At 64.7% G+C, this 24,714-nt stretch carries 25 protein-coding genes; 9 read left to right on the top strand and 16 right to left on the bottom strand.

Annotation, left to right across the window (positions count from 1 at the left end; all coding sequences use genetic code 11):
- Positions 1-2: 2 nt before the first annotated feature.
- The 8 genes from HV753_RS01485 to HV753_RS01450 form a co-directional block, all read right to left on the bottom strand.
- Positions 3-851, bottom strand: coding sequence for an HAD family hydrolase (locus HV753_RS01485; RefSeq protein WP_175172644.1), 849 nt, complete (start codon positions 849-851; stop codon positions 3-5).
- Positions 852-967: 116 nt separating this feature from the next.
- Entirely contained in the window at positions 968-1,474 is a 507-nt protein-coding gene (locus tag HV753_RS01480) for a hypothetical protein (protein ID WP_246288114.1), read from the bottom strand.
- Positions 1,475-1,732: 258 nt separating this feature from the next.
- Positions 1,733-2,074 (bottom strand): monovalent cation/H(+) antiporter subunit G, encoded by a 342-nt coding sequence (gene mnhG, locus HV753_RS01475; RefSeq protein ID WP_175172643.1) that lies wholly within the window; start codon positions 2,072-2,074, stop codon positions 1,733-1,735.
- Positions 2,071-2,352: a K+/H+ antiporter subunit F gene (locus tag HV753_RS01470; RefSeq protein ID WP_175173626.1), complete on the bottom strand. Its 282-nt coding sequence runs from the start codon at positions 2,350-2,352 to the stop codon at positions 2,071-2,073. Before HV753_RS01470 ends, mnhG begins: the two co-directional genes overlap by 4 nt.
- A 2-nt stretch (positions 2,353-2,354) precedes the next feature.
- A complete protein-coding gene (locus HV753_RS01465) occupies positions 2,355-2,837 on the bottom strand; it encodes a Na+/H+ antiporter subunit E (RefSeq protein WP_175172642.1) in 483 nt (160 codons plus the stop codon).
- Positions 2,837-4,468, bottom strand: a complete 1,632-nt coding sequence (locus tag HV753_RS01460; RefSeq protein ID WP_175172641.1) for a monovalent cation/H+ antiporter subunit D — start codon at positions 4,466-4,468, stop codon at positions 2,837-2,839. The genes HV753_RS01465 and HV753_RS01460 overlap by 1 nt, the downstream gene beginning before the upstream one ends.
- The gene (locus tag HV753_RS01455) at positions 4,465-4,809 is read right to left on the bottom strand and encodes a Na+/H+ antiporter subunit C (RefSeq protein ID WP_006227452.1); all 345 of its coding nucleotides are present in this window, start codon (positions 4,807-4,809) and stop codon (positions 4,465-4,467) included. The genes HV753_RS01460 and HV753_RS01455 overlap by 4 nt, the downstream gene beginning before the upstream one ends.
- On the bottom strand, positions 4,809-7,724 hold the full coding sequence (locus HV753_RS01450) for a monovalent cation/H+ antiporter subunit A (protein WP_175172640.1): 2,916 nt from the start codon (positions 7,722-7,724) through the stop codon (positions 4,809-4,811). The genes HV753_RS01455 and HV753_RS01450 overlap by 1 nt, the downstream gene beginning before the upstream one ends.
- 558 nt (positions 7,725-8,282) lie before the next feature.
- Between HV753_RS01450 and HV753_RS01445 the strand changes: the two genes are divergently transcribed.
- Together HV753_RS01445 and HV753_RS01440 are read left to right on the top strand one after the other, a co-directional pair.
- Positions 8,283-9,269, top strand: coding sequence for a tripartite tricarboxylate transporter substrate binding protein BugE (locus tag HV753_RS01445; RefSeq protein WP_175172639.1), 987 nt, complete (start codon positions 8,283-8,285; stop codon positions 9,267-9,269).
- A 398-nt stretch (positions 9,270-9,667) separates the two neighbouring features.
- Positions 9,668-10,609 carry a hypothetical protein gene (locus HV753_RS01440; RefSeq protein WP_175172638.1) on the top strand — a complete coding sequence of 314 codons (942 nt, stop codon included), beginning with the start codon at positions 9,668-9,670 and terminating at the stop codon, positions 10,607-10,609.
- On the opposite strand, the gene HV753_RS01435 is transcribed toward HV753_RS01440, so the two are convergent.
- The 5 genes from HV753_RS01435 to HV753_RS01415 form a co-directional block, all read right to left on the bottom strand.
- Positions 10,563-11,468: a DMT family transporter gene (locus tag HV753_RS01435; RefSeq protein ID WP_175172637.1), complete on the bottom strand. Its 906-nt coding sequence runs from the start codon at positions 11,466-11,468 to the stop codon at positions 10,563-10,565. The two genes, HV753_RS01440 and HV753_RS01435, sit on opposite strands and share 47 nt — an antisense overlap.
- 175 nt (positions 11,469-11,643) lie before the next feature.
- Complete coding sequence (locus HV753_RS01430) at positions 11,644-11,850, bottom strand: hypothetical protein (RefSeq protein ID WP_175172636.1); 207 nt, start codon at positions 11,848-11,850, stop codon at positions 11,644-11,646.
- Between the two features lie 45 nt (positions 11,851-11,895).
- The gene (locus tag HV753_RS01425; protein ID WP_175172635.1) at positions 11,896-14,538 is read right to left on the bottom strand and encodes an AAA family ATPase; all 2,643 of its coding nucleotides are present in this window, start codon (positions 14,536-14,538) and stop codon (positions 11,896-11,898) included.
- A complete protein-coding gene (locus tag HV753_RS01420) occupies positions 14,535-15,662 on the bottom strand; it encodes a metallophosphoesterase family protein (RefSeq protein WP_175172634.1) in 1,128 nt (375 codons plus the stop codon). The genes HV753_RS01425 and HV753_RS01420 overlap by 4 nt, the downstream gene beginning before the upstream one ends.
- Positions 15,663-15,797: 135 nt before the next feature.
- A complete protein-coding gene (locus HV753_RS01415) occupies positions 15,798-17,099 on the bottom strand; it encodes a D-amino acid dehydrogenase (RefSeq protein ID WP_175172633.1) in 1,302 nt (433 codons plus the stop codon).
- Between the two features lie 134 nt (positions 17,100-17,233).
- Between HV753_RS01415 and HV753_RS01410 the strand changes: the two genes are divergently transcribed.
- From HV753_RS01410 to HV753_RS01395, 4 genes are all read left to right on the top strand, one after another.
- A complete protein-coding gene (locus HV753_RS01410) occupies positions 17,234-17,701 on the top strand; it encodes a winged helix-turn-helix transcriptional regulator (RefSeq protein WP_054422406.1) in 468 nt (155 codons plus the stop codon).
- A gap of 145 nt (positions 17,702-17,846) precedes the next feature.
- A complete protein-coding gene (locus HV753_RS01405) occupies positions 17,847-18,512 on the top strand; it encodes a DUF502 domain-containing protein (protein WP_175172632.1) in 666 nt (221 codons plus the stop codon).
- Between the two features lie 33 nt (positions 18,513-18,545).
- Positions 18,546-18,791: an RNA-binding S4 domain-containing protein gene (locus HV753_RS01400; RefSeq protein WP_175172631.1), complete on the top strand. Its 246-nt coding sequence runs from the start codon at positions 18,546-18,548 to the stop codon at positions 18,789-18,791.
- 45 nt (positions 18,792-18,836) lie between these two features.
- Positions 18,837-19,412, top strand: a complete 576-nt coding sequence (locus HV753_RS01395) for a restriction endonuclease (protein ID WP_175172630.1) — start codon at positions 18,837-18,839, stop codon at positions 19,410-19,412.
- A 17-nt stretch (positions 19,413-19,429) separates the two neighbouring features.
- Here the strand turns inward: HV753_RS01395 and HV753_RS01390 are convergent, their stop codons facing one another.
- The gene (locus HV753_RS01390; RefSeq protein WP_175172629.1) at positions 19,430-19,810 is read right to left on the bottom strand and encodes a nuclear transport factor 2 family protein; all 381 of its coding nucleotides are present in this window, start codon (positions 19,808-19,810) and stop codon (positions 19,430-19,432) included.
- Between the two features lie 158 nt (positions 19,811-19,968).
- Here HV753_RS01390 and HV753_RS01385 point away from each other — a divergent pair, with 158 nt between their 5' ends.
- Both HV753_RS01385 and HV753_RS01380 read left to right on the top strand, forming a co-directional pair.
- The gene (locus HV753_RS01385) at positions 19,969-20,349 is read left to right on the top strand and encodes a DUF2784 domain-containing protein (protein WP_175172628.1); all 381 of its coding nucleotides are present in this window, start codon (positions 19,969-19,971) and stop codon (positions 20,347-20,349) included.
- 123 nt (positions 20,350-20,472) lie between these two features.
- Entirely contained in the window at positions 20,473-21,396 is a 924-nt protein-coding gene (locus HV753_RS01380; protein ID WP_175172627.1) for a tetratricopeptide repeat protein, read from the top strand.
- On the opposite strand, the gene HV753_RS01375 is transcribed toward HV753_RS01380, so the two are convergent.
- Complete coding sequence (locus HV753_RS01375) at positions 21,373-22,500, bottom strand: acyl-CoA dehydrogenase family protein (RefSeq protein ID WP_175172626.1); 1,128 nt, start codon at positions 22,498-22,500, stop codon at positions 21,373-21,375. The genes HV753_RS01380 and HV753_RS01375 overlap by 24 nt on opposite strands.
- A gap of 240 nt (positions 22,501-22,740) precedes the next feature.
- Here HV753_RS01375 and HV753_RS01370 point away from each other — a divergent pair, with 240 nt between their 5' ends.
- Positions 22,741-23,637, top strand: a complete 897-nt coding sequence (locus HV753_RS01370) for an NAD(P)/FAD-dependent oxidoreductase (protein WP_175172625.1) — start codon at positions 22,741-22,743, stop codon at positions 23,635-23,637.
- A 28-nt stretch (positions 23,638-23,665) separates the two neighbouring features.
- On the opposite strand, the gene HV753_RS01365 is transcribed toward HV753_RS01370, so the two are convergent.
- Entirely contained in the window at positions 23,666-24,634 is a 969-nt protein-coding gene (locus tag HV753_RS01365) for an alpha/beta hydrolase family protein (protein ID WP_246288113.1), read from the bottom strand.
- Between the last annotated feature and the right edge of the window lie 80 nt (positions 24,635-24,714).

The following is a 24,714-nucleotide window of genomic DNA, read 5'->3' as shown; positions in this document are numbered from 1 at the left end:
CCTCAACCACGGTACACCCGGGACTTCAACGCGATGCGGCCGGCCAGGCTGGTCACGGCTTCTTCCAGCCACTGGTACAGCTCGGCCTGTTCGTCATAGCGGGCCTGGTTCAGGTTCGACACGCGCCCTTCTTCGATGAAACCCCAGGCGCGGCTGCGCTTGTCGCGATGTTTCGGGTCCCACACACCGAAGGCAAAGCCCCCCGCCTTGCGGATAAGCGAAAAGCAGGGAATGTCGGTGTAGCCGTCGCCGACGAACACCATTTGATCGAACGGCACGCGCAAGCGGTCTTCGGGCACCTTGCGGTTCACCTCGAAGGGTTTATTGCGGAAGTCGCGCCCGATGATGCCCTTCTGGATGTGGAACAGATAGCGTGTCTTGTCGGTGAAGCTGACGATACGGCGCGGGAACGTGATGCCGCCATCATCGCCATAGACAAACTCAGACGCCCAGATCTCGGTGAATTCATGTGCGATCGGCGTGGAACGCACCACATCGCCGATACCGCTGGAGATCAGGTAGAACTCCAGCTGGACTTGCGGCTGTTCGGCCCGCACGGCCGCCCGCAGGCGTTGGAACAGCGTCGGCACGCCGTCGTGCAGTTCCAGCCGCGAGCCCCATTCCTGCAAGCGCTGTTGCGTGATCAGGCCATGCGTGCCCGCCTGGGACAGCTGGATCATCTTGTACAGATAAGCAGGCACGGGGTCCCAGTCCTGCCGGGACAGCAGCGGGTCAACCTCGTCCTTCCAGAACGAGGCCGTGTCCACGCCGATGCTTTCCAGGAAGCCGGACGTGCTGTCCGAGGCCAGCGTGTCGTCGAAATCGAAAATCAGGGCGATGACGTCGGACATGGGATGCGTGAATAATGACGGAACAAGGGCGGAAAACAAGAGCGGAAAAGCGCAACAGCCGCCATTTTGCCTGAATGTGGCGGCGGCTGTGCGCGCTGTTGTGCCCTATCCGGCCGTTATTGGCGCATCGGAGCGTTCATGCCGCCCGTCCCCGGCGCGGGCGCCATGCCGGGAGCAGGCGCCATGCCCGGCGCGGGTGCGGTGTTGGCCGGCGGGACGCTATCCGCGGGCACCTGGATCACCGTTTCACGCAGCACCCCGCCGCCCTGCACGCTGCCGCGCACATTGGTGGGCGATGTCATCTGGGTCACGCAATCCTGCCGTGACGTCGCGGGCAGGCGATTGCAGCGGTCGACCATGTTCTGCTGATGCTGATCCATGGTGCCTTCCTTCAGATTCTGGCGATTGGACTCATCGCGCGCGGCACCGGCTTCGCGCATGCAAGTCGCGCGGTCCTGGTTGGTGTTGCCGCTCTTGCACTTCGCCACGTCCTGTTCGTACTGGGACTGGATGGCGGCGCGGCCGATCGCATCTGCCGCGTGGACCGCGCCCGCGGCCAACATCAAGCCCGCCGCGCAGAGGGTAGCCGCTAGGCGTTTGGTATGCATGGGTCGTACGTTCATGGCCAGCTCCTTGAGAGAATTGAACCGTAAGCGGTCAAGACCACTCGTCCGTCCTGCCGCTTGCTTGCAACCACTATCCCACGATGCGGCGTCGGGGACATGTCCAGCAACTTGAATTCGTAAGGTTACGTATCAAGCGCCAAATCTGCGAGGAAGTGCGTAGGGACGAAAAAACAGGGGCGGTCAGCCCCTGTCCTGGCGCATGCCGCGCCGCAGCATGCGCTTGCCCGTTCACATGCCGTGTCGCTTGTTACCAGCCTAGCGGGCGTCGAAATCCGCGTCGGCCTTGGTCAGCCGGTTGCGGTAGGTCGCGGCGCGCATCAGCAACATGGCCGTGACCGGCGACGACACAACCAGCAGCAGCGTGATGATGACTTCATGGAACACCGGACGGGCCGACAAGGCCGAGAACACCAGGATGGATGACGTCAGCACGCAACCGCACCCCAGGGTGTTGCCCAGCGTGGGCGCATGAATGCGGGCATAGAACGTGCGAAAACGCAGCAAGCCGGCAGAACCCGTCAGTGCCAGCAGTCCGCCCAGCACCAGCAAGATGCAGGCGGGAATGCCGGCCCACAAGGGGATGGTGGTTTCGATCATGGCTCGATCACCTCGCCGCGCAACAGGAAGCGGGCCATCGCGGTGGACCCGACAAACCCGAACAGCGCGATCAGCAGCGCAATATCAAAGTACAGCGACGACCCTGAACGGATGCCGAAAACCAGCATGGTCAGCATGCCGTTGATGTACAGCGTGTCCAGCGCCAGGACGCGGTCCTGCGCGGTGGGGCCGCGCAGCAGGCGGACGGCGGCAAACACCATGCCCAGCGCAAAGCACACCAGGGCAAAGGACGCTGCCCAATACAGTGCGGTATTCATCGTCATTCAAACATCTCCATCAACGGGCGCTCGTAGCGCTCCTGCACGAGCTTGATCCAGTCGTCTTCATTCTGAAGATCCAGCACATGCAATTTCAGGCGGTGATCGGGGGTCAGGTCCACCCAGACCGTGCCCGGCGTATAGGTAACGATGCAAGCCAGCATCGCCAGTCCGTGCGGATCACGCATGGTGAGCGGGATCATGATGAACCCGGGCGAAAAGTCATTGCGGCGCGGATTCAGGATCAGTTTGGCCACCGCCACATTGGACTTGATGATGTCCATCGTGACGTGCAGAAACAGCGGCACCGCCTTCCACAAGCGGTGCGGCCGCGCACGCAGCGGACGCAAGCGCGAGGCGGCCCATGTAAACCACAGCGCCAACGCCACGCCCAGCGCAATCTGGCCCGCGGACAGGCTTTCGTTCAGCACCAGCCACAGGACGAACAGGAACAATGGCAGGAACAGGAAGTAAAGGCGGCGCATCAGCTTCCTCCCTGGGCGCCGCGCACGGTCTGCGCGGACATGACGGCGTCAATGTAGGACTTGGGTTGATCCAGCGAGCGCGCGGCGTCATCCAGATAGGCCGACACCGGACCCGCGCCGGCAGCCAGGCCCACGCACAACAGCAGCAACACGGCCACCGGCCCTGCTTCGATCACGCGCAGACGTGGCGTGCTGCGGTCGTCGCTGGCCCAGAAGACGCGGATGCCCGTACGGCCCAGACCCACCAGTCCGGCCAGACCCGACACCAGCACGGCTGCCACCAGAATCCATGCATCCAGCGGCGGCGCGGACTCCGTGGCGGCGGACACGGCCGCCGACAGCAGCGAGAACTTGGCCACGAAGCCGGACAAGGGCGGCAGGCCCGTCACCAGCAAGGCGCAGCAGATGAAGGCCAGCCCCAGGAAAGCCATCGCCGCCGGAATCGCCACGCCCACGACGTCATCGGAACGATTAACCGAGGCCGGGTCGTCCAGGTCGAACGCATCCAGCGTCACGGCCAGCACGTTGGCGCCGAAGCTGCGCGTGCGCTCGATCAGTTCAGCCAGCATGAAGAACGCGCCCGTCGTCAGCACCGAGCTGATCAGGTAGAACAGCGCGGGGCCGGTCAGCGTGACCCCGGGCATGCCCAGCGCCGTCAGCAATGTGCCGGCCGACACAATGACGCAGTACCCCACCATTTTTTCCAATTGCTGGGTCGCCAACAGGCCAAGCGCCCCGAACAACAAGGTGGCCAGGCCGGCGGCAAACATCCAGTCCAGGCTGAAGGCCGCCGGCGCACCGGACGGCAGCAACAGCGACCCGATGCGCAGCAACGCATAGATACCGACCTTGGTCATGATGGAAAACATGGCTGCGATCGGCGCTCCGGCCGAGCCATAGCCTTTCACCAGCCAGAAGTTCAGCGGCCAGGCGCCGGCCTTCACCAGGAAGGCCACCCCAAGGATGGCGGCACCGGCTTCAAACAGCATGCGATCGGCGCCCGTCAGGTTGCCGGCGCGCAAGGCCAGATCCGCCATGTTCAGCGTACCCGTCACGCCGTAGATCAACGCAATGCTGATTAGCAGCAGGAACGAGGCCACCAGGTTCACGGCGATATATTGCAGACCCGCGCTGACGCGCGCCACGCCCGAGCCATGCAAGAGCAAGCCATAGGATGCGGCCAGCAGCACTTCAAAGAAGACGAACAGATTGAACAGGTCGCCCGTCAGGAAGGCGCCGTTCAAGCCCATCAGCAAGAACTGGAACAAGGAATGGAAATGGACGCCCGCGCGGTCCCAGCGAGCCAACGCATAGATCAGCGTCGACAAGCCCAGCACGGCAGTCAGCGTCAGCATGACGGCGGCCAACCGGTCCACGACCAGCACGATGCCAAACGGCGCGGGCCAGTCGCCCACCAGGTAGACCCCTACCCCATCGGGCCAGACGCCGGGCACGCCGCCGCCCGCCACCACCAGCAGCGCAATGGCCGCAGTCAGTTGGGCCAAGGTGGCGACCACCGAAATCGCGCCTCGCGTGTAGCGGCTGGTATCGGCAAGCAGCAACATCGCCGCGCCCGCGAGCAGCGGCGTGATGATCGGTAATACAGGAAGGTGTTGAAGCCAGAAACTCAAGATTGGGACTCCCTTCCATCAACGTGGTCGGTACCCGTCAAGCCGCGCGAGGCCAGCAGCACGACCAGGAACAGCGCCGTGGTGGCAAAACCAATCACAATGGCCGTCAGGACCAGCGCCTGCGGCAGCGGGTCGGCGTACCAGGAAGGATCATGCGCCATGGCGGGGTCCACCACCGGCGGGCGGCCGGAGGTCAGCCGGCCCATGCCGAAGATGAAGAGATTCACCGCATAGGAAACCAGCGACAGGCCCATGATGAACTGGAAGGTGCGCGGCCGCAGCAGCAGCCAGACCCCCGAGCCCGCCAACACGCCGATCGCGACGGCATAGATCAATTCCATCAGGCTTCCCCTGTTTGTGTGGCGGCCGCCTGGATCTCGGCGGCGGCCTTGCGTTGCGCGCGCAGCGATTGGTGAGCCAGCGCCACCAGCACCAGCACGGTGGAGCCCACGACCAGCATGTACACGCCCAGGTCGAACAGCAGCACACTGGACAGATGCACGTGACCGATGATCGGCAGCGCAACATCCCAGGCCAGCGCGGCCAGGAACGGCTTGTAGGCCAGCCACGCGGTCACTGCCGCGACGCCGGCGGCCAAAAGGCCGATGCCGATCCAATTCTGCGGGTTGAGCCGGCTGCGCGACTCCACCCAATACACGCCACCCACCATGTATTGCAGGATGACGGAGGTGGCGAAAATCAGTCCGCCGACAAAACCGCCACCCGGCTGGTTATGGCCGCGCAGCAGGAAATACACCGATATCAAGGCAGCGGTGGGCAACAACAGGCGCACCAGGATCGTGGGCACCATCATCGAGCCCTCGGGCACCTGCGACTTGATGTCGGGCGCGGCCGGTACGCCGCCGTCCTGATCCTTCTGCTGACGCGGCAAATCCGCGCTTTCGGCCGCCGGCCGGAAACGACGCAACAGCGCGTAGACGGTCAGCGCGACGATGCCCAGCACCGTGATCTCGCCGAACGTATCAAAGCCACGGAAGTCCACCAGGATCACGTTCACCACGTTGGTGCCGCCGCCGTCGGGCAGCGCGCGATCCACGAAGTAGGAGGAGATGGTCTCGCCTTGGGGCCGCACCAGCACCGCGTAAGCCAGCGCCGCCATGCCGGTGCCGGCGGCCGTGGCCATCAGCAAGTCACGGAAACGGCGGCCTCGGGCGCGCAGCGTGGCCTTGAGGGTTTCCTCGTCGTCCTGCTCGATCCGGCGAGGCAGCCAGCGCAAGCCCAACAACAGCAACACCACGGTGACCACTTCAACCGAAAGCTGGGTCAGTGCCAGGTCGGGCGCGGAAAACCACACGAACGTCAGGCAGGTGATCAGGCCCGCGCCGCCCGCCAGCGCCAACGACGCCAGGCGGTGGTACTTGGCCTGATAGGCCGCCGCCACGGCGCAGGCTCCGCCCACTAGCCACAGCAGCGCAAACGCCGGATCGATCGGCGTCATGCGGCCGGTGCCTTCCAGCCAACCGCCCGCGCGCAGCGGCAGCCACGCCACGAACAAGGTGCCCAGCACGATCAGCAGCATTTGCACTTGCAGGCGCGACGACGCCACCCAGCGCAGCAGCCAGGCCGCCGCGACGCTGGAACCATCCAGCAGCGTTTCAAAGGTGCGACGACCGTCCAGGCGATAGATGAATGGCACTCGTCCCGGATTGGCGCGTTGGTGCGCGCGCAGCGCCAGGTACAGCAACACGCCGGCCGCGGTGGCCACCAGGCTCATCACCAGCGGCAGATTCAAGCCGTGCCAGACGGCCAGGCTGTATTCGGGCATGTTGCTGCCCAGGATGCTCTGCGCCGCGGTCGCCAGGAACGGGCCGACCGTCAGGCCGGGCAACACCCCCACCAGCAGGCACATGAACACCAGCAATGCGCTGGGGAACAGCATCCAGCGCGGCGGCTCATGCGGCGCGCGCGGCAGGTCGGTCGCCGGCGGGCCGAAGAACACCTGAAGGATGAAACGCAGCGAATAGGCCACGCTGAACGCGCCGGCAATGGTGGCCATCAGCGGCAGGCCGATCTGGGTGATCCGGTCGCCGCTGACGAATGTGGTCTCGGCGAAGAACATTTCCTTGGACAGGAAGCCGTTCAGCAGCGGCACCCCCGCCATCGACGCCGCCGCCACCATCGCCAACGTGGCGGTGATGGGCATGGCCTTGTACAGCCCGGAAAGCCGGCTGAGGTCGCGCGTGCCGGTTTCGTGGTCGACCACCCCCGCCGCCATGAATAGCGATGCTTTGAAGGTAGCGTGGTTGATCATGTGGAAGATGGCGGCCACCAGCGCCAATTCGCTGTTCAGCCCCAGCAGCAACGTAATCAAGCCAAGGTGGCTGATCGTCGAATACGCCAGCACCCCTTTCATGTCCTGCTGGAAGATCGCGGCGTAGGCGCCCAGCACCAGCGTGATCAGCCCCGCCCCGCCAATGATCCAGAACCACTGGTCGGTGCCGGCAAGCACCGGCCAGAAACGCGCCAGCAGAAAGACCCCCGCCTTCACCATCGTGGCCGAATGCAGGTAGGCGGACACCGGCGTCGGCGCCGCCATGGCGTTGGGCAACCAGAAATGGAACGGGAATTGCGCGCTTTTGGTCAGGGCGCCCAGCGCCACCAACACCAATACCGCCGGGTACCAGGGGTCGGCGCGCACCAGATCGCCCGAGGCCAGCACGCGGTCCATGTCGTAGCTGCCCACGATATGGCCCAGGATGAGCACCCCGGCCAGCAGGCACAGCCCGCCCCCGCCCGTCACCGTCAAGGCCATGCGCGCGCCACGGCGGGCGTCCAGACGGTGATGCCAATAGGCGATCAACATGAACGAGGCCAGACTGGTCATTTCCCAGAACATCACCAGCTGGATCAGGTTGCCCGACAGCACCACGCCCAGCATGGCGGCCATGAAGGCCTGGAAGAACGAGAAGAAGCGCGGCACCGGATCTTCCGGTGACATGTAGTAACGCGCATACAGGACGACCAGCGCGCCCATGCCGGACACGATCAGCGCAAACAGCCAGGCGTAGCCGTCCATGCGCAGGGTGAATTGCAGGCCCAGGGCGGGCGCCCAAGGTATATCCGCCCGGATCACGCCGCCATTGGCGACTTCCGGGTACAGACTGGCAGTCAGAACCACACAGGCCATGGCGATCAGGCCGGCCAACCACGCTTCGGCATTGCGGGCGTTGGAGGGCAGCAGCGCGGCGCACAGGCTGCCGGCAAACGGCAGAGCGAGGATCAGGATCAGCGACATGGCGTTCCGAGAATGTCCGGGCCCCCTCCCGCCAGCACGTGGCAGCGAAAGACGAAACAGACCGGGGATTGAAAAACGGACGGAACCCTGGCCCGGTGCGTCGCTGCACTACACGTTGCCCCGCGGGGATATCAACCAACGCCCCATTGAACGGCGCAGACAGAAACAAACGCAATAGCTTTCTTGCAAGACCGGGCAAGAATCTCATCCGAAAAATATCAGATTCTTGTAAGTTATGCAGGGATTTATGCGTGAACCCGTCTAATGACAGCATGATGACTGCGCAATGATTGCGCAATGACAGGGTTTCCGGATTTGTTCATCTTGTTGTCAGGCTTGGGTTTTTCGGCGATCTGACGCTAATTTCGGACAACGATCCGTCACTAAAAATATTTTTCATCGAGGGGGCAGGGAGAATCCTGAGTTGACCGTAGGGGGATTCCTGTGTGGAATTGCGCCCACGAAGCGTTGGCGACGCCAGCATCCCGGCAACGCACGCTTCACCGACGCCGGCCCAAGAAGCCGGCCGGCTCGGAATAAACAATATGGAGAAGACTCTTGACCGTGCTGTCTCATGCCAAGGCCGTCCTGGCCGCCGCCATTGCAGGCGTCTGCTTTAGTTCCGCCGTTCAGGCCGCCGACCCCTACCCGAACAAGCCCATCCGCCTGATCGTTCCCTTTGCCGCTGGCGGCACGACCGATATCGTCGCCCGCATCGTGGCCGAAGGCCTGGGCCGTGAACTGGGCCAGGCCGTCGTGGTGGAAAACCGTGGCGGCGGCGGGGGCTCGATCGGCGCCGACGCGCTGGCCCGGTCCACGCCGGATGGCTACACCCTGGGTGTGGCCACCGTCAGCACCATGGCCACGAATCCGGCCACCAACCCGAAGAACCCGTATGACCCGATCAAGGACTTCACGCCGATCACCAACCTGGTGAACGTGCCGAACGTGCTGACGGTGAACCCCACCGTGCCCGCCAAGTCGCTGGCGGAATTCATCACGCTGCTGAAGGCCAACCCCGGCAAGTACGCCTACGCCTCGTCGGGCGCGGGCGGCATCGGCCACCTGGACGGCGAACTGTTCAAATCGCTGACCAAGACCGATATGGTCCACGTTCCCTACCGCGGTTCGGGCCCGGCCCTGAACGACGTGATCGCCGGCCAGGTCAATGCCCAGTTCGACAACCTGCCGTCGTCCATGCCCCACATCCAGGCCGGCAAGCTGCGCGCCCTGGCCGTGGCTGCCCCGAAGCGCCTGCCTGCCCTGCCGGACGTCCCGACGTTCAAGGAAGGCGGCCTGCCCGAAATGGACAACATGGCCTGGTACGGCCTGGTCGCACCCGCCGGCACGCCGCAAGCCGTGGTCGACCGCATTCACGACGCCGCCGTCAAGGCACTGAAAGACCCGAAGATCGTCCAGCGCCTGGCCGATGGCGGGTCGCTGGTGGACGGCAATACGCCGGCCGAGTACGCCGCGCAGATCAAGCGTGAACTGGAGCTGCGCCAGCGCATCGCCAAGGAACGCAACATCGTGTCGACGAACTGATCGCAGCACGCCGCGCAAGGCTGTTCGCTTAAATAGGGACAGTCTTGCGACTTGACTCGCGCGGAGCGGGTGGTAGCATCTGCCCCCGTGCGATCCGATTTTTCTCCCATCCCCCCCGCTGCTTGCGTCCTTTGCGCCCTGCGCTCGACTCTGTTGAGCTCGCAGGAAGTCGCCGCGCGTTCCGCTTACGCGCGCTCCAAGCCCGGCTAATCGCCCGGCTCTCCCCGCTTCCCCCCTATTCCGGCCTGCTGCCGGTGGCCTGAGCACATCCGTGCGCCTTGCCACCTGCCCCTGGCTGGCGGACGCCCTGCCTTGTGGCTGGATGTCCACGTCTGACTTCTAGCCTGCCCGCCACGATCGTTGGCGGCCCGGCCACGCACTGATCCCACCTACGCGCCATGCAACTTACCAAGAAATTCGTCAAAGCCAAGAACCCCTGCGCGGGCGGCTACAAATGGTTCCTCCGCGACCACAACGGGCAAGGGGATTACCAGGCCGTGCTTGACGCCTTGGTCGCGGATGGCCGCATCAGCGACGCCTGCTGGTTGCTGGACCAATTTGGTCCGACCGACGCCGTGTTGAAACTGGACGCCGTGGACGCCAACGCCATCGTCTTCGCGGGCACGCTTGAAGTCCGCATGGGCATCAACGTGGACAGCGTCGTGCGCGCCGGCCGCAGCATCATCACGGGCGGCGGCATCCGCGCGGGCGAAACCATCATGGCGGGGGAAAACATCACCGCGGCCGCCAACATCGCCAGCGGGGGCAACCTGCGGGCAGGCGGAGACGTCATGGCCGATTGGGGCATCGAAACAGCGACCGGCCTGGATTGCGGCGGCAATGTGCGCGCCAAATGGGACATCTGCGCCGGCCAGGACCTGGCGGTGACGGGCCATCTGCACGCGGGCCAGGACGTGCAGACGCAAGGCGCCATCAAGTGCGGCCAAGGCATCAAGACCGGCGGAGATCTCCGCGCAGCAAAAGAAATCAACGCGGCCTGCGGCATCCAGGCCGGCGGCTCGATCCACTGCGGCGACCATCTGGCTTCCGGCTGGGGCATGATCGCAGGCGGCGACATCCGCGCGGATGGATCGATCCGTTCGGGCGAAGGCGTGCAGGCCGAAGGCGAGATCCAGGCCGGCGACGGCCACGGCGTCTACGCCGGACTGAGCGTCCGGCTGGATGCGTGGTCCGTCTGCGCGCGCGTTGCCGCTCAGACGCGCCCCACCCAACTCGTCAGCGGTCATTGGGTGGGCCAGGACGCGGCCGACGATGACAACGCGGCGCCTGACGCTACGCGCGCGTCCTGGCCGTTGGGCGCTTATCCCGCATTGGCTTGACCGCGGCGGGATGGCGCAGCACCAGCATCAGGCCCAGCAAGATCGCCGCCATGCCCGCCAGACTCATCGCGGACAAGCGGTTGCCAAGAATCAGGTAATCCAGCACGGCGGTACCCCCGGGCACCAGGTAGAACAGGCTGGTCACGTTGACGAGGTTGCCGGCCTGGATCATGCGATAGAACAGCAAGGTCGCGCCCACGGAAATGACCAGTCCCATCCAGATCAGCGGCACGATGAACCCGACGCTGAATGATGCCTGGATGGGCTGGAACGGCACGAACAACAGGCACAGCGCCAGGCTGACGGCATACTGCAACGGCATCACGTCCATGGGCACCTGCTTGATGCGCTTTTGCAGGATGGCGCCGGCCGTCATGCAGGCCAGCGCGGCAAAGGCGAACGCCATGCCCGCCACGGAAAACCGCGCCATGGCGATGCTTTGAACCACCACCATCACCAAGCCGCACAGCGCCAGGCACAGCCCTGCCAGCCTGGCAGGCGAATAGCTGCGCTCCATTACGGCAAGCGTCAGAATGGGTTGGGCGCCCAGCAATGTGGCCAACACGCCCGGGGTGATGCCGTGGTCCAGCGCGAGCAGATAGCAGATGGAATAGCCGCCGATCAGCAGCAGTCCGGTCAGCGCCACGGTCATGCGCGTGCCGCGTTCGGGCAGCCAACGCTTGCGCCACAGGCAGATCAACGACAACACAGCCAGGGCCAGCAAGAAGCGCCACAGCAAGAAGCCAAACGCCGAGGCGTGCGACAGCCCCCATTTGGCGAAAATCGCGCCGCCGCTCCACAGCAGCACGAACAGAGTGGTGGAGCCATGCGCGGCCCACGAGGATCGATCAAAAGACATAAGGTTTCACCTGTCAGGGTAAGAACAGGCTCCAGCCCCGCACCTGCGTGTGGCACGCACATGCATTGACGCACGGCGCAATCACGCACGAATCAGCAACGCATGGTGGACGCCATAGGCGTCGACGCATCAAGCGCACTGAAAACGAGAAGAAGCTGGAGTAGCGGTTGGGCGGTCAGCCGAACACGACCGCCGAAGGCGGGTATGCGCCCGAGACCACGCCGGAAGGCGGCGAGGCAGGCGGCGACACCGGCGGCGATACGACCGCGGAGACGACAGGTGAAACAACAGAAAAACCGGCATGCCGGGACAGCCCGCGCGCGCGGCGACCGGCTGCAAAAGCAGCGGAGGCGAAATCGGCGAAGGGCGTGAAGTCAGGCATTTGCGTAGCCTATCTTTTGGCCCGTTCGCCGTCAAGCGGATCAGGTCAGGACGCGCCTATCCGCCGCTGCTCCACCCCCATGTCCCGCCAGGCCTCGCCATGGCAGGTGAACATCAGGATCTGGTGGCGCGTGGCCGCGTCGAACAGCGCCCGCTTCATGAAGTCGCGCCGCGCGTCGTCGGTGTGGACCAGCGCGTCATCCAGCACAAGCAACGTGGGCCGCCCCGCTTCCTGCAACAGATCGGCATAGGCAAACCGCGCCAGGATGCCCAGTTGCTCACGGGTGCCGAAACTTAGCGCGTCCAGCAGATCTTCACCGTCGCCGCGACGCAGCGCGGTGGGCAGCAACGCATCGTCCAGGCGCAGCGCTGAATCGGGAAACAGCAAGGCCAGGTAGTGGTTCAAGCGGCGAGCCAAGGGCGCCTGCAACCGTTGCGTGGCGGCGGCGCGCTTGTCCGTCAACAAGGTCAGCAGCAACTCCAACGCCGCCGCACGCTGCGCGAATTCGTCGCGTCGGCGAGCCAGCCGTTCGCAGGCCGCGGAAGATTCGGACAAGCGTTCGCCCAAGCCTTGGGCCCCGGCCTGATCCAGTTTGCCCTGCAATTGCAGGATTTCGCCATGGCGCTTGTGCTGTGTGTCGCGTTCGATGGCCGCCGATTTTTCGTAGCGCTGCACATCTTGCTCGACCAATTCCGGCCGATGGTCGGCCAAGGCCGACTGCGCCTCGCGCACGCGGCGCTCCAGCTCATCATGGCCGCTGCGCACTTCGGCCAGCCGGCCGGCGCGGGCCTGCCGATTCGCGATGCGCTCGCTGGATTGCAGCTCCGCGCCCCGCGCCGCCACCTGCCCTTCCAGCAACTGCGCACGGGCGCTGTCCGCATCCAGCGCACGCTGCGCCGTTGCCAGCGAGGCCTCGGCCTGGGCCGCGACCGCTTCGGCTTCGCGCAAGGCTTGAACCGCGGCCGGCAAGCCTGTCTGATCGGGAACGTGGCCCGTCTCTTCCATGGCGGGCAGCTTGGCCAGACGATCCTGCAACGGCACGCGGCGGGCCAGCGCATCGTCGCGTTGACCACGCAGCACATCCACGCCCTTGGGCGCATGGATGGCCAATGTCTTGCGCATGCCGTCCAATTCACGCTGCAACGCCGTATAGCGCGCATGACGCTGCTCGGCATCGGCCAGCGTCGCCACGCCCAGCCGTTGCAACAACGCGGCCCAGGCCGCCTGCAAGCTGGCAAGCTCGCGCTGCAAGGCCGGCAAGTCCTGGCCGCCCGGTTCGATGCGCAGCCGTCCCACGCCCGGCAGATCCAGGTCGGCGGCGGACGTCAGCAGCACCTGGCCGTCGCCGGCCAGCGGCTTGCCGTCCAGCCTTGCCTCGCGCCCGGCGTCCAGTTGATACGACAGCCGTGTCGCGATGGCCTGCTGGCGTAGTTGCAGATTGGCCAGTTCGCGTTCCGTCTTGCGCAAGGCGTCGATATCGCCATCCGCGATTTCGATGCGGACGGCCTCGGCCTTCAACGCAGAGCCTTGTTCGATCAACGTGGTGACCGCCTTCAACGCATCGTCCAGGCGCTCGACTTCAGCAGTCAGTTGCGCCAACTGATGTTCAAGGTCGCGGCGGTCTGCCAAGGCTTGAACCGCCGCCACGCGCAAGCGGGCGGCATCCACCGCGGCTGCATGCGATTGACGCTGCTGGTGCGCCCGGACCAAGGGTTCCTGCGCCGCGTCCACCCGCGCGCGAGCGGCTTGCGCATCCTTGGCCAGCGCCTGGTAGTCGGTTTCGTCCTGTTGGTCGCGCCGCACCTGGTCCTGCAACAAGGCCAGCGTTTGCACGGCCTGCGCCTGCTCGCGGCGCAGGCCATCGAACGCTTCACGCTCTTTCGCCAACGCGGCCAGCCGGGCGCGGGCCTCGGCGGCCTTGGCCTCGAAATCCTTCCAGGGTTGGCTGGCTTGCGCGCGTTCGTGGTCACGACGCAATTCAGCCAAGCGGTCCACGTCAGCATTCAATTGCGCCATCGCTTGCGCGCAGTCGTCCCGTTCGGCGATGGCACGCGCCAGCGCATCCTCGGCGTCCTTGTAGGCGCCCTTGGGACGTGCATTGCGCGCGTCCAGCAAGACGGCGCGTTCAGACGAAACGCGCTCGAACAAGCGGTCGCCGTCGCTTGCCGCGAGTTCGCCGGACAGTTGCGTCAGCGCGTCGCGCAGATGGGTGCCGGCGTGGCTGGCGGCCTCTTGCAGATTGTGGCCATCGCCCTGCTGAATCCATAGCAGGCCGGGAATACCAGCCAAGTCGGGCTTGCTTTGGCCCCGGCCGGGCAATTCAAAGCCCAGCAAGACCGCCAGCGCGTTCTCGGCTTCCTCGCCGTCCAGGCGTTGGGCGCCGTCGTCTATCAGTAGCTCGCAGCGGGCGCGCGACAGGAACTGTTTTTTCAGCACATAGGAACGGCCGGCATGCGTAAACGCCAGTTCGACACTGGGACGCGCGCCGGATTCGCCGCGCGGCGCCAGATCGGCGACCTTGCTGGTGCTGTAGCGTTCCAGAAACGCGGCGCGGATGGCCGTGGCAACCGTGCTCTTGCCGGCCTCGTTGGCGCCGACGAACAGATTCAAACCGTCTTGCAGGCCATCCAGCACCATCGGCTGGCGGAACTTGCGGAACTCTTCAAGTGCGATCCGGGAGAGCTTCATTTGGCGGCCCCCTGCGTGGCGCTTTCGCGCTGGAACCGCAACAGCAGCCGCAAGGCCTCGCCCGCCACGGCGGATTGGGCCGCATCGGCTTGCAAGGCCTGTAATTGCGCCGCCACTTCGCCGACATATCCACTGGCCCCAAGCTCCGCCAGGTCAGCTTGATCAGGTTCCAGCCGCAGGCCGGACCAGTCCGGCAACAAGGCCCGCACTTGCGCGGCGGCCTGATCCACGGCGCGTTGCAGCGCGTCCCAGATTTCCATATTGACGTGGCCGCTTACCTCCAGACGCAGCACATCGTCCGCCCGTAGCGCCGCCAACCGTTCCGCCAGCGCCTGCGCATCCGTTGGCACGTTGACGGTTTCCGACCAGGCCGACCAGCGGTACTTGCCCGTGGCCACACGCTCCACCACGGGTTCGGCCCCCACCGCGTCAATGCGCACGTCCAGCACATAACCGGGCTCATTGCCTCGGAAGCGGTCCTGTTCCGGCGTGCCGGCATACCAGGTGCGCGCGTCTATCGACAGGCAGCCGTGCCAATCGCCCAGCGCCAGATAGTCCAGCCGCGCACGGGCGACGCGATCGGGCGCGATGGGATTGGTGGCGTCGATCGTGTCGGGCAACCGGCCCGCGACGCTACCGTGCGCCAACCCCACGCGCACGCGGCCCGCTTCGGTTTCAAGCGTATCGAAGGCTTGTGTCACGTCGTCATAGGTATGGCGTTGCGTCAACGGCGCGGCCAGCACGGCCAGATTGATGGCGGGTAGATCCACGACGCCCGGGCGCAACGGCACGTGCACGTTCGGAGGAATGCAGCCTAGCTGCATCGCGCGGCTCCAGACGCTATCGGCCAACGCCGCGTCATGGTTGCCGGCGATCATCACCCACGGGCCGGCGTAAGTCGCCATCGCGGCGAATAGCCGGCGGATCGTGCGGTCGGACACGCCTTGGGTATCGAATACGTCGCCAGCCACCAGCACGGCGTCCACGCGGCGTTCTGCCGCCAATGCGGCAATGCGCGCCACGACGTCAAAGCGCGCCTCGGCCAACAAGGCGGCGTCATCGGTTTCAAACTGGCCGTACTGACGGCCGATCTGCCAATCGGCGGTATGAAGGAAATGGGTCATGGGCCGATTTTGGCACAAGCCACCGGATTCAAAACAAACAACGGCCCGACTCGCATTTTGCGCGAGCCGGGCCGTTGTGGGCGCGGCTTTTGGCCGATGCCCGATAAACGATGTCGTGGTTGCCGTAACGCCGGATCAGGCGCCTTTGCTGCCCAGCACCAACGCCTGGTTGGAGGCCGCGCGGCGGTCATAGCGCGACAGGCTCAGCCCGTCGGTGCGGATCGCCGGGCGTTGGCCCATCACCTGGTCGGCGACAAGCTTGCCGGAGCCGCAAGCCATGGTCCACCCCAAGGTGCCGTGCCCGGTGTTCAGGTACAGATTGCCGTAGCGGGTCTCGCCAACAATGGGCGTGCTGTCCGGCGTCATCGGGCGCAGGCCCGTCCAGAACTCGGCCTGGGCCACGTGGCCGCTATCCGGGAACAGATCGTTGACCACCAGTTCCAGCGTCTTGCGGCGCGCGTCCTTCAGGCGCAGGTCAAAGCCGGAAAGCTCGGCCATGCCGCCCACGCGGATGCGCTGGTCAAAACGGGTCACGGCGATCTTGTAGGTCTCGTCCAGGATGGTCGACACGGGCGCGGCGGCCTCGTCCTTCAGCGGAATGGTCAGCGAATAGCCCTTGACCGGGTAGACCGGCAGGTCCAGGCCCAGCGGTTCCAGGAAGTCGCGGGTATAGCTGCCGAACGCGGCCACATAACGGTCGGCCGTCAGCACTTGCCCGCCCACGCGCACGCCGGTGATCTGGCCGCCAGCGGTGTTCAGGCCGGCAACGGTCTGGTTGTATCGGAAATCCACGCCCAGGGCGGCGGCCTTCTCGGCCAGCCGCGTCGTGAACAGGTGACAATCGCCCGTTTCGTCGTTGGGCAGGCGCAGGCCGCCCGCCAGCTTGTGGATCGAGCGCGCCAGGGCAGGCTCGGCCGTCACCAACCGGTTGCGATCCAACAATTCGTAGGGCACGCCCACTTCTTCCAGCACGGCGATATCGCGGCGGGCCGCTTCCAGTTGCGCTTCCGTGCGGAACAGCTGCAAGGTGCCGCGCATGCGCTCTTCATAATGGATGCCGGTGGACGCGCGCAGCTCACGCAGGCAGTCGCGGCTGTATTCGGCCAGACGCAGCATGCGCTCCTTGTTGACCGAATAGCGGTCGGCCGAGCAATTGGCCAGCATGGCCGCCATCCACTTCAGCTGATACAGGCTGCCGTCCAGGCGAATCGCCAAGGGGGCATGCTTTTGGAACAGCCACTTGATGGCCTTCAACGGAATGCCGGGCGCGGCCCAGGGCGTGGAATAGCCCGGCGAGACCTGGCCGGCGTTGGCATGGCTGGTTTCCTGGGCCGCGGCGGGCTGGCGGTCCAGGACCGTGACTTTGGCGCCCTGGCGGGCCAAGTAGTACGCCGTCGTGGTGCCGATAACGCCACTTCCGAGGACGATCACATGCATGATTCTTTCCGTATTTGGATTTGCTCAGTAATTTCGATAGTCTATGGGCCTGATCGCAGTGAAAAACACTGATTATTTTGTTTTACTAGTGCTTTTTCTCGGGCGCCCCCTGTTTTCCGATCGGCAAAAGTGAAATGCGCGACTTAGATCGAATCGACCTGAAAATCCTGGATATCCTGCAACGCGAAGGCCGCATTTCGGTCACCGAATTGGCCGAACGGGTGAGCCTGTCAGCCACGCCTTGCTCGGATCGCGTCAAGCGCATGGAGCGCGAAGGCGTCATCACCGGTTACCATGCGCGCGTCAACCCGGCTGCGCTGGGCAAGAACCTGCTCGTCTTCCTGGAGATCAAGCTGTCCGCCAAGTCTGGCGATGTCTTCGACAAAGTGAAGAAAGAGCTGCTGTATGTGCCCGAAGTGATGGAGTGCCACCTGGTGTCCGGTGATTTCGACTACCTGGTGAAGGCCCGCCTGACGGAAATGAATGAATACCGCCGCCTGCTGGGCGAAATCCTCAAACGACTGCCGGCTTCCGCGGAATCGCGTAGCTACGTGGTCATGGAGGAAATCAAGGAAACCCTGTACCTGCCCGTGGACCGGTAAGCCGCGCGCACGGGGCCGCCCGGGCCCTGATAGCCCCGGGACGATGCGGTTTATTACCGAATCGGCGTGCGCTGGCTGCTATGCTGCGGCCCTGCGACCCGCGCCGGCAAGCCTTGGTCCGACCCTAATTCCATACACCGTCTCTATGAATCGTCTCTATAAATACTTCTTCCGCGGCCTGATCGCTGTTCTGCCGCTGGCCCTGACTGTCTATCTGCTCTATATCTTCCTGGTCTGGACGGAAGCCGTGGCGCTGACCTTCCTGCGTCCCTTCATTGGCGCCTTCTACGTGCCTGGCATGGGGCTGGCGCTGGGCATCCTGGGCATTCTGGCCATCGGCTACCTGATGTCCAAAGAGCGCGTGCAGCGTATCTTGACGGTGGTGGAAATGCCCTTCACCAACCTGCCGGTGGTCAAGAGCATCTATTCGTCCCTGAAAAGCTTCGCCGACTACTTTTCGCCCAGTTCCAAGAACACCGCGCAACAGGTCGTGATCCTGCGCGTGCCCGGCCAGCAGCTGGAAATGGTGGGCTTGATTACCCGCCGCAACATGGACGGCTTGCCCGAAGGTTTCACGCAGGGCGAGCGCGTGGCCGTCTACCTGCCGATGGGCTACATGATCGGTGGCTACACCGTCTTCGTGCCGCTGGAATGGGTGCAACCGATTCAAATGTCGGTCGAAGAGGCGATGCGTTCGTCCCTGATCGCCTGGATGGCGCGCTCCGAAAGCCCCGTTCGGCCCGCGGCAGCCCCCACCGTGCCGGAAACGTCCGCCGCCCCCGACAATACCAACAGCGGCGGCCCGGCCTGACCGCTTTCCTCCCTGATACCGTCCTATCCCTCCATGCCTCTCATTGAATTCACGCTTGCCGACGGCAGCCCTTATATCGAAGTGAACCAGCTGCTTAAAGCCACCGGCGTCTGCGACAGCGGCGGCGCGGGCAAAATGCTGGTGGCTGACGGCTACGTCAGCGTGGGCGGCGTTGTTGAAACCCGCAAGACCGCCAAGATCCGCGGCGGCCAGATCGTGACCTGTGGCGACGTGCGCATCGTCGTGCGCGCCGCCGACACGCCAGCCGACAACGCCTGACCCCTCCCCTCTGATCCGTCCGACCCCGCAACGCCGCGAGCCGCCATGAAATTAAAGATGTCCCAGAATTCCATCTTCGCCGTCCTGCTGCGCTCGCCGTGGTGGATGAGCGCAGGCGTGGCCGTGCTGCTGTGCGTGGGCGGATTCGCCGCCCTGCCGCTGGACTACGCGGCAATGGGCGTCTTTGCGGCGGTGCCATTCGCGGTCATTTCCATCATGGCCGCGTACAAGCAACTGCGCGCGCCCTCGGAAACGCGCGTGCAGGCCGTGGCCGAAGCTGCTGCCGCCATGTCCTGGGCCGACTTCGCCAACACGGTCGAAGCCGGCTTCAAGCGCGACGGCTGTGAGGTTCAGCGCCTGCAAACGCCGGGCGCTGACTTTGCGCTAAGCAAGGACGGCCACGTGGCCATCGTCAGCGCCAAGCGCTGGAAGGCTGCCCGCGTGGGGGTCGAACCGCTGCGCGAACTGCAAGCGGCGCGCGAAAAGCGCGGCGCCCGTGAAGCCATCTATATCGCCCTGGGCGATGTCTCCGACAACGCATGGAGCTACGCCAAATCGCAAGGCGTGTCGCTGATGACGGCGCCGGAACTGACCAAGCTGCTACGCGACCTGAAGGTCTAGGCGCCGCCAGGCGGGCGTCACACCACCATCACCGAACTGGCTGCGATCACGCGCCACTGGCCCGATGCCGCGTCCGGCGCCCAGGTACGCATGAACCGGAACGTGCCGTTGGCTGGCACCCCGTTATAGCTGCCGACAATACGGGCCTGCACCGACACCACGGCGCATTCGGCGCGCGGCAAGATGCACAGCTCAGACAAGTCCAGCCCGTGAATCTTCAGCATGCCTGAGCGATGCGCGTCCAGATCGTCTTCGCGGGTAAAGCTCCAACCCATGTGGTTCGTGAACAGGAGTTCCGGGTCCAGCAAGCGTTCCAGGGCCGGAATGTCAGAGGCCAGCATCGCTTGGCGCAATTGTTCTTCAGCGGCTTGAATCCGCCCTTCGATTGTCTGGCTCATCGTCCTTGCCTAAGCGGTATGTTGACGCCGGCATTCTATTCCGACACCAAGCGTCTTGCTTTGTTGCCAAAGCCCCGCCCGGCGCGCGCAGGCTTACGATTAAATACCGGGCTACGCCCCGCCACGGGGCCTTTTCCTGACTCTGCCGAGTATTGACGATGATTTACCGCATTCTTGCCGACCTGGTGCTGGTGGCACATGGTCTCTTTGTGGCCTTCGTGGTGTTTGGCGGCTTGCTGACGCTATGGAAGCCTCGCATGGCGTACTGGCATCTGCCCGCCCTGGCCTGGGGCGCAATGGTGATCGGCATGGGCTGGATCTGCCCGCTGACTCCTCTTGAGGTATCGCTGCGCCAACAGGCGGGGCAGCAAGGATATGCAGGCGGATTCATCGAACACTATGTGCTGGGCATCATCTACCCGGCGGGCATCACGCGGACCACGCAGATCGTGCTGGCAGCGCTGCTGATCGCGGGCAATGTCGTGGTGTATGCCTTGTGGGCACGGCGCCGCCGCCGCGAAGCCGTCCGGGCCGGTTGATGCCCGCGCCCGCGCGACGTCCTGCGTAGCGCCTGGCTCGCTCGGCCTGCGCCCCGCCACGCGGCATTCCCTGCTTTATGATGATTCCCTTCTGTTGAACCGCCTGCCCCCTGGGCCCGACGCATGAGCGACCTGAAGACTGACGCCCCCGACCTGATCCGTGCCTACGACGCCGACGGCCGCGAAATCCATGTCACCCGCGACCAATGGCGCGACAACGTGCTGTTGGGCGCCATCAAGCAGCACTGGCATGATGCCGATGCCCTGTCCGGCCTGATCATCCAATCGCTCAATGACGGCTTCATCGACGAGATGGTGCGCCCCGCTGAACGGCTGGTGGAATTCGACCACAACGCCGAACGCGCCGCAGTGCTGCAAGCCATCGTCTACTTGAAGGTTGGCCGCCTGGACGACAGCGAACAGGTGCTGCAAGCCTTCTGCACGCAGCATGGCGAGACCGGCATCGTCCTGACCAATCTTGCCAAGATCCACGCCGAACGCGACGACGAAACAAAGACCGTCGAAATCCTGTGGCGGGCGCTGGAACTGGACCCCAACCAGGACAATGGACTGGGCTGGTACGAAGCCATCCATCATGACCACGGCGGCGACGCGGCCGGCATCGCCGCCATGCGCAAAGTGGCCGCGCTGCCCCAGAGTTGGCGCGCACAGCTTTGGCTGGCGCGCGGCGAACTGGGTTCGCACAACTACGCTGGCGCGATCGCCCTATACCAGGAAGCGCTGTCGCGTGCGGGCCAACCCGTGCCTGCCGACCTGCTGATGCAGATGAGCGGCGACCTGGGCAATGCCGGCCGCATCGCGGACATCCTGCAACTGGCGGGTCCGCATTTCCAGATCGAGGCCCATGGGCTGCCAGTGGGCAACAACCTGATCAAGGCGAACCTGCACCTGGGTCTGCTGGACGAGGCCCAGCGCATCCTGGACCCCTTGTCCGCCCTGAATCGGCCAGACTGGAAAGAGCATCTGGCGTTTTGGCACAAGGAATTGGCCCAGGCGCGGCGGCTACAGGCCGCGCGCGATCACTAGCCGCTGAATATCGCTGGTGCCCTCGTAGATCTGGCACACGCGAACGTCCCGGTAGATGCGTTCCACCGGGAAATCCTTCAGATAGCCGTAGCCGCCCAGCGTCTGGATGGCGGCGGAGCAGACCTTTTCGGCCATCTCGGAGGCAAAGAGCTTGGCCATCGAGGCTTCCATCAGCGCCGGCCTGCCCGCCTCGCGCAGCGCGGCGGCGTGCAGCACCATCTGCCGCGCCGCATGGATTTGCGTCGCCATGTCGGCCAGGCGGAACGAGACCGCCTGATGCTCCATGATGGGCTTGCCGAATGCCTGCCGCTCCCGCGCGTAATCGCGTGCGCATTCATACGCTGCGCGCGCCATGCCGACGGATTGCGAGGCAATGCCTATGCGCCCGCCTTCCAGGTTGGAGAGCGCGATCTTGTAGCCCTCGCCCTCGGCGCCCAGCCGGTAGGCAGCGGGAATGCGCATGTCCTCAAAGGCGATCTGGCAGGTGTCCGACGCATGCTGGCCCAGCTTGTCTTCCACGCGCAGCACCTGATACCCCGGGGTGTCGGTCGGCACGATGAACGCTGATATGCCGCGCTTGCCGGCGTCGGGATCGGTGACGGCGAACACGATCACGGTCTGGCCGCTTTTGCCCGACGTGATGAACTGCTTGGCGCCGTTCAGGATGTAATCGTCGCCATCGCGGCGGGCCCGCGTGCGCAGGCTGCTGGCATCGGAACCTGCTTGCGGTTCGGTCAGCGCGAAACCGCCGATGTGTTCGCCGCTGGCCAGCGGCCGTAGAAACTGTTCCTTCTGCGCGTCGGTGCCGAATTTCAGGATCGGCATGCAGGCGACCGAGTTGTGCACGCTCATGATCGTGGAGCACGCACCGTTTCCTGCGGCAATTTCTTCCAGCGCGACGGCATATGAGATATAGCCGCTGGCATTGCCGTCCCACTCTTCGGGCACCAGCATGCCGAAAAAACCCAGTTGCGCCATCTCCTGGATGGCCTCGGCGGGGTACTCATGGTCACGATCCCAGCGTTCGGCGTTGGGCGCCAGACGCTCGGCGGCGAAGCGGCGTGCCATTTCTTGAATGCTGAGCTGTTCTTCCGTCAACAACATGGTCCTGTCTCCTGAATATGCGGGTGCGGACGAGCGCCGGGTGGGCGCTGCCCGCTTTGTTCTGCATGGGCGAGCCTGATTTACAGGCGCGGCACGGAGTCGAGAATACACCGACCACGGGTACCAGACCGGCGTCCTGTTCAAGACATACGGCACATTTAATGTTGCATGATTTCCGGATTTCACCCTATCATGCAACTTATAAAGTATCTTGATAACGATTGAACAGGAATCTCGCTAATGACTTACGACGCCATCATCGTGGGCGGCAGCTTCGCCGGCCTGTCCGCCGCCATGCAGCTGGCACGCGCCCGACGCCCGATTCTGCTGATCGACGGCGGCCAGCCGCGCAACCGATTCGCACCGCATTCGCATGGTTTTCTGGGCCAGGACGGCAAAGCGCCTCATGAAATCGTGCAGCTGGCGCGCGACCAACTCGCCCAATACCCCTCGGTCAAGTTCCTGGATGGCCAGGCAGTGGAGGCGCGCGTACAGGCTGGCCGGCTCCGTGTAACGACGGCAGCCGGGCAAGACGTTCAGGGCAAGCGGCTGATCCTGGCCACTGGGTTGCGCGATCAATTGCCGGAACTGGCCGGCATGTCGGAACGCTGGGGCCAAACCGTGCTGCATTGCCCCTATTGCCACGGCTATGAGGTGGCCGGCCGGCCGTTGGGCGTGATGGCCGCGCATCCGCTGTCAGCGCATCAGGCGATGCTGCTGCCGGATTGGGGGCCCACCACCTATTTCACGCAAGGCGAATTCGAGCCGAATGCGGAGCAGGCCGCCCTGCTGGAAAAACGCGGTGTGCGCATCGAACGGACACCCATTGTCGAACTCATGGGAGCAGCCCCCGCGCTGGATGCCGTCAAACTAGCCGACGGACGACGCATGGCGATTCACGCGCTATTCGTGGCTAGCAAGACGCATATGGCCAGCCCCCTGGCCATGCAGTTGGGCTGCGCATTTGATGACGGCCCGCTTGGCCCGGTGATCCGCACGGACGAATTCCGGCAGACGACGGTGCCTGGGGTCTATGCCGCGGGGGATGCGGCCATTCCCATGAGCAACGCGACGCTCGCCAGCGCGTCCGGCGTGATGGCGGGGGTGTGCGTGCACCGCTCGCTGGTGATGGAATAAATGAAGGAGTGGGCGGCAAGGCCTGCTCTTACAGGCGGTGCTTGAAGAACTCCACGACCTGGGCGTTCAAGTCCTGATGGAAGCCCGCCCGGTCAAACCCTGCTGCGTCCTGACAGACCGCAGGCAAGGCGTCGGCCTGCTCCGCCGAGCAAGGGGCCAAAAAGGCAAAATGCCCGGCGCCCTTCGCCACGTGATAATCCGGCGCAACAGGCAAGCCCTGCCGCACCGCTTCCACGCTGGCGGGGCTGACGCCATCCCCGCCCTGCTCCGACGCCCAGAGCTGTATGGGAATCCGCACCGACTTCAGCGCGTCACCCGGAAAGGCGTTCAAGGGATCGGCGATGACGGCGGCCTTGATGCGGGCATCCTGCACGTAGGGCTGCTGCGGGATCTTTCCACCGGCGATATCGCGGCACATCGGCAGCGACGGCGCGTCCTGGCAGATGGCAAGGCCACCCTTGAAATCCGGCACGGCGCCTGCCAGGACCAGCCCGGTATAGCCACCCCGCGAGAAGCCGAATACGCCGATCCTGGCGGGATCCAATTGCGCCTTCTGCGGCCACGCGCTCGTCATGTAGTCGATCAACCGACGCATTTCCCGTGGGCGCGTGGAAAAGATCGACAGATACCCCTGCCGGGACGGGGCCTGCGCGTTGTCACCCACGTGGTTGATCGCGGCGACGACGAAGCCGGCATTGGCCAAGGCCGCAGCCGTGTCGTGGTGGCTCAGGAAGGAACCCCCGGAACCGTGCGACATGACGATGAGCGGATGCTGGCCCGGCGGCACCGGGCAGTTCAGCACGCCAGGGATCGTGGCGCGGCCAATCTTGATGTCTGCCGTGGGCGCGGCGCAGGGATACCAGATGGCGCCGGCCAAGCCGGGGCCATTCATGTCCATGGGCAGGTTCAGTCGCTGAAAACCGGCAGCGTGGGGGGAGGCAGAGGCAAAGCTGATGGCGGCGAACAGGCACAAGCGGCCAAGAAGATGCGCGGACATGCTGGGTTGAAAGACCTGTAAGGATGCGTGGGAAAACGGGGCTGGCGGCCATTATCCCATCGCCCCCCGGACGCTATCGG

This window comes from Achromobacter pestifer, from assembly GCF_902859625.1.
GTDB lineage: Bacteria > Pseudomonadota > Gammaproteobacteria > Burkholderiales > Burkholderiaceae_B > Achromobacter > Achromobacter pestifer.
This window is presented reverse-complemented; position numbering and strand designations above follow the sequence as displayed.

Coding starts and splice junctions, on each gene's coding strand:
- HV753_RS01480 (WP_246288114.1), bottom strand. CDS start 1,474: ATGAACGTACGACCCATGCATACCAAACGCCTAGCGGCTACCCTCTGC.
- HV753_RS01400 (WP_175172631.1), top strand. CDS start 18,546: ATGCCTCTCATTGAATTCACGCTTGCCGACGGCAGCCCTTATATCGAA.
- HV753_RS01420 (WP_175172634.1), bottom strand. CDS start 15,662: ATGACCCATTTCCTTCATACCGCCGATTGGCAGATCGGCCGTCAGTAC.
- HV753_RS01440 (WP_175172638.1), top strand. CDS start 9,668: ATGCAACTTACCAAGAAATTCGTCAAAGCCAAGAACCCCTGCGCGGGC.
- HV753_RS01430 (WP_175172636.1), bottom strand. CDS start 11,850: ATGCCTGACTTCACGCCCTTCGCCGATTTCGCCTCCGCTGCTTTTGCA.
- HV753_RS01470 (WP_175173626.1), bottom strand. CDS start 2,352: ATGAATACCGCACTGTATTGGGCAGCGTCCTTTGCCCTGGTGTGCTTT.
- HV753_RS01415 (WP_175172633.1), bottom strand. CDS start 17,099: ATGCATGTGATCGTCCTCGGAAGTGGCGTTATCGGCACCACGACGGCG.
- HV753_RS01485 (WP_175172644.1), bottom strand. CDS start 851: ATGTCCGACGTCATCGCCCTGATTTTCGATTTCGACGACACGCTGGCC.
- HV753_RS01450 (WP_175172640.1), bottom strand. CDS start 7,724: ATGTCGCTGATCCTGATCCTCGCTCTGCCGTTTGCCGGCAGCCTGTGC.
- HV753_RS01380 (WP_175172627.1), top strand. CDS start 20,473: ATGAGCGACCTGAAGACTGACGCCCCCGACCTGATCCGTGCCTACGAC.
- HV753_RS01375 (WP_175172626.1), bottom strand. CDS start 22,500: ATGTTGTTGACGGAAGAACAGCTCAGCATTCAAGAAATGGCACGCCGC.
- HV753_RS01435 (WP_175172637.1), bottom strand. CDS start 11,468: ATGTCTTTTGATCGATCCTCGTGGGCCGCGCATGGCTCCACCACTCTG.
- HV753_RS01385 (WP_175172628.1), top strand. CDS start 19,969: ATGATTTACCGCATTCTTGCCGACCTGGTGCTGGTGGCACATGGTCTC.
- HV753_RS01370 (WP_175172625.1), top strand. CDS start 22,741: ATGACTTACGACGCCATCATCGTGGGCGGCAGCTTCGCCGGCCTGTCC.
- mnhG (WP_175172643.1), bottom strand. CDS start 2,074: ATGATCGAAACCACCATCCCCTTGTGGGCCGGCATTCCCGCCTGCATC.
- HV753_RS01455 (WP_006227452.1), bottom strand. CDS start 4,809: ATGGAATTGATCTATGCCGTCGCGATCGGCGTGTTGGCGGGCTCGGGG.
- HV753_RS01395 (WP_175172630.1), top strand. CDS start 18,837: ATGAAATTAAAGATGTCCCAGAATTCCATCTTCGCCGTCCTGCTGCGC.
- HV753_RS01465 (WP_175172642.1), bottom strand. CDS start 2,837: ATGCGCCGCCTTTACTTCCTGTTCCTGCCATTGTTCCTGTTCGTCCTG.
- HV753_RS01365 (WP_246288113.1), bottom strand. CDS start 24,634: ATGTCCGCGCATCTTCTTGGCCGCTTGTGCCTGTTCGCCGCCATCAGC.
- HV753_RS01410 (WP_054422406.1), top strand. CDS start 17,234: ATGCGCGACTTAGATCGAATCGACCTGAAAATCCTGGATATCCTGCAA.
- HV753_RS01405 (WP_175172632.1), top strand. CDS start 17,847: ATGAATCGTCTCTATAAATACTTCTTCCGCGGCCTGATCGCTGTTCTG.
- HV753_RS01425 (WP_175172635.1), bottom strand. CDS start 14,538: ATGAAGCTCTCCCGGATCGCACTTGAAGAGTTCCGCAAGTTCCGCCAG.
- HV753_RS01390 (WP_175172629.1), bottom strand. CDS start 19,810: ATGAGCCAGACAATCGAAGGGCGGATTCAAGCCGCTGAAGAACAATTG.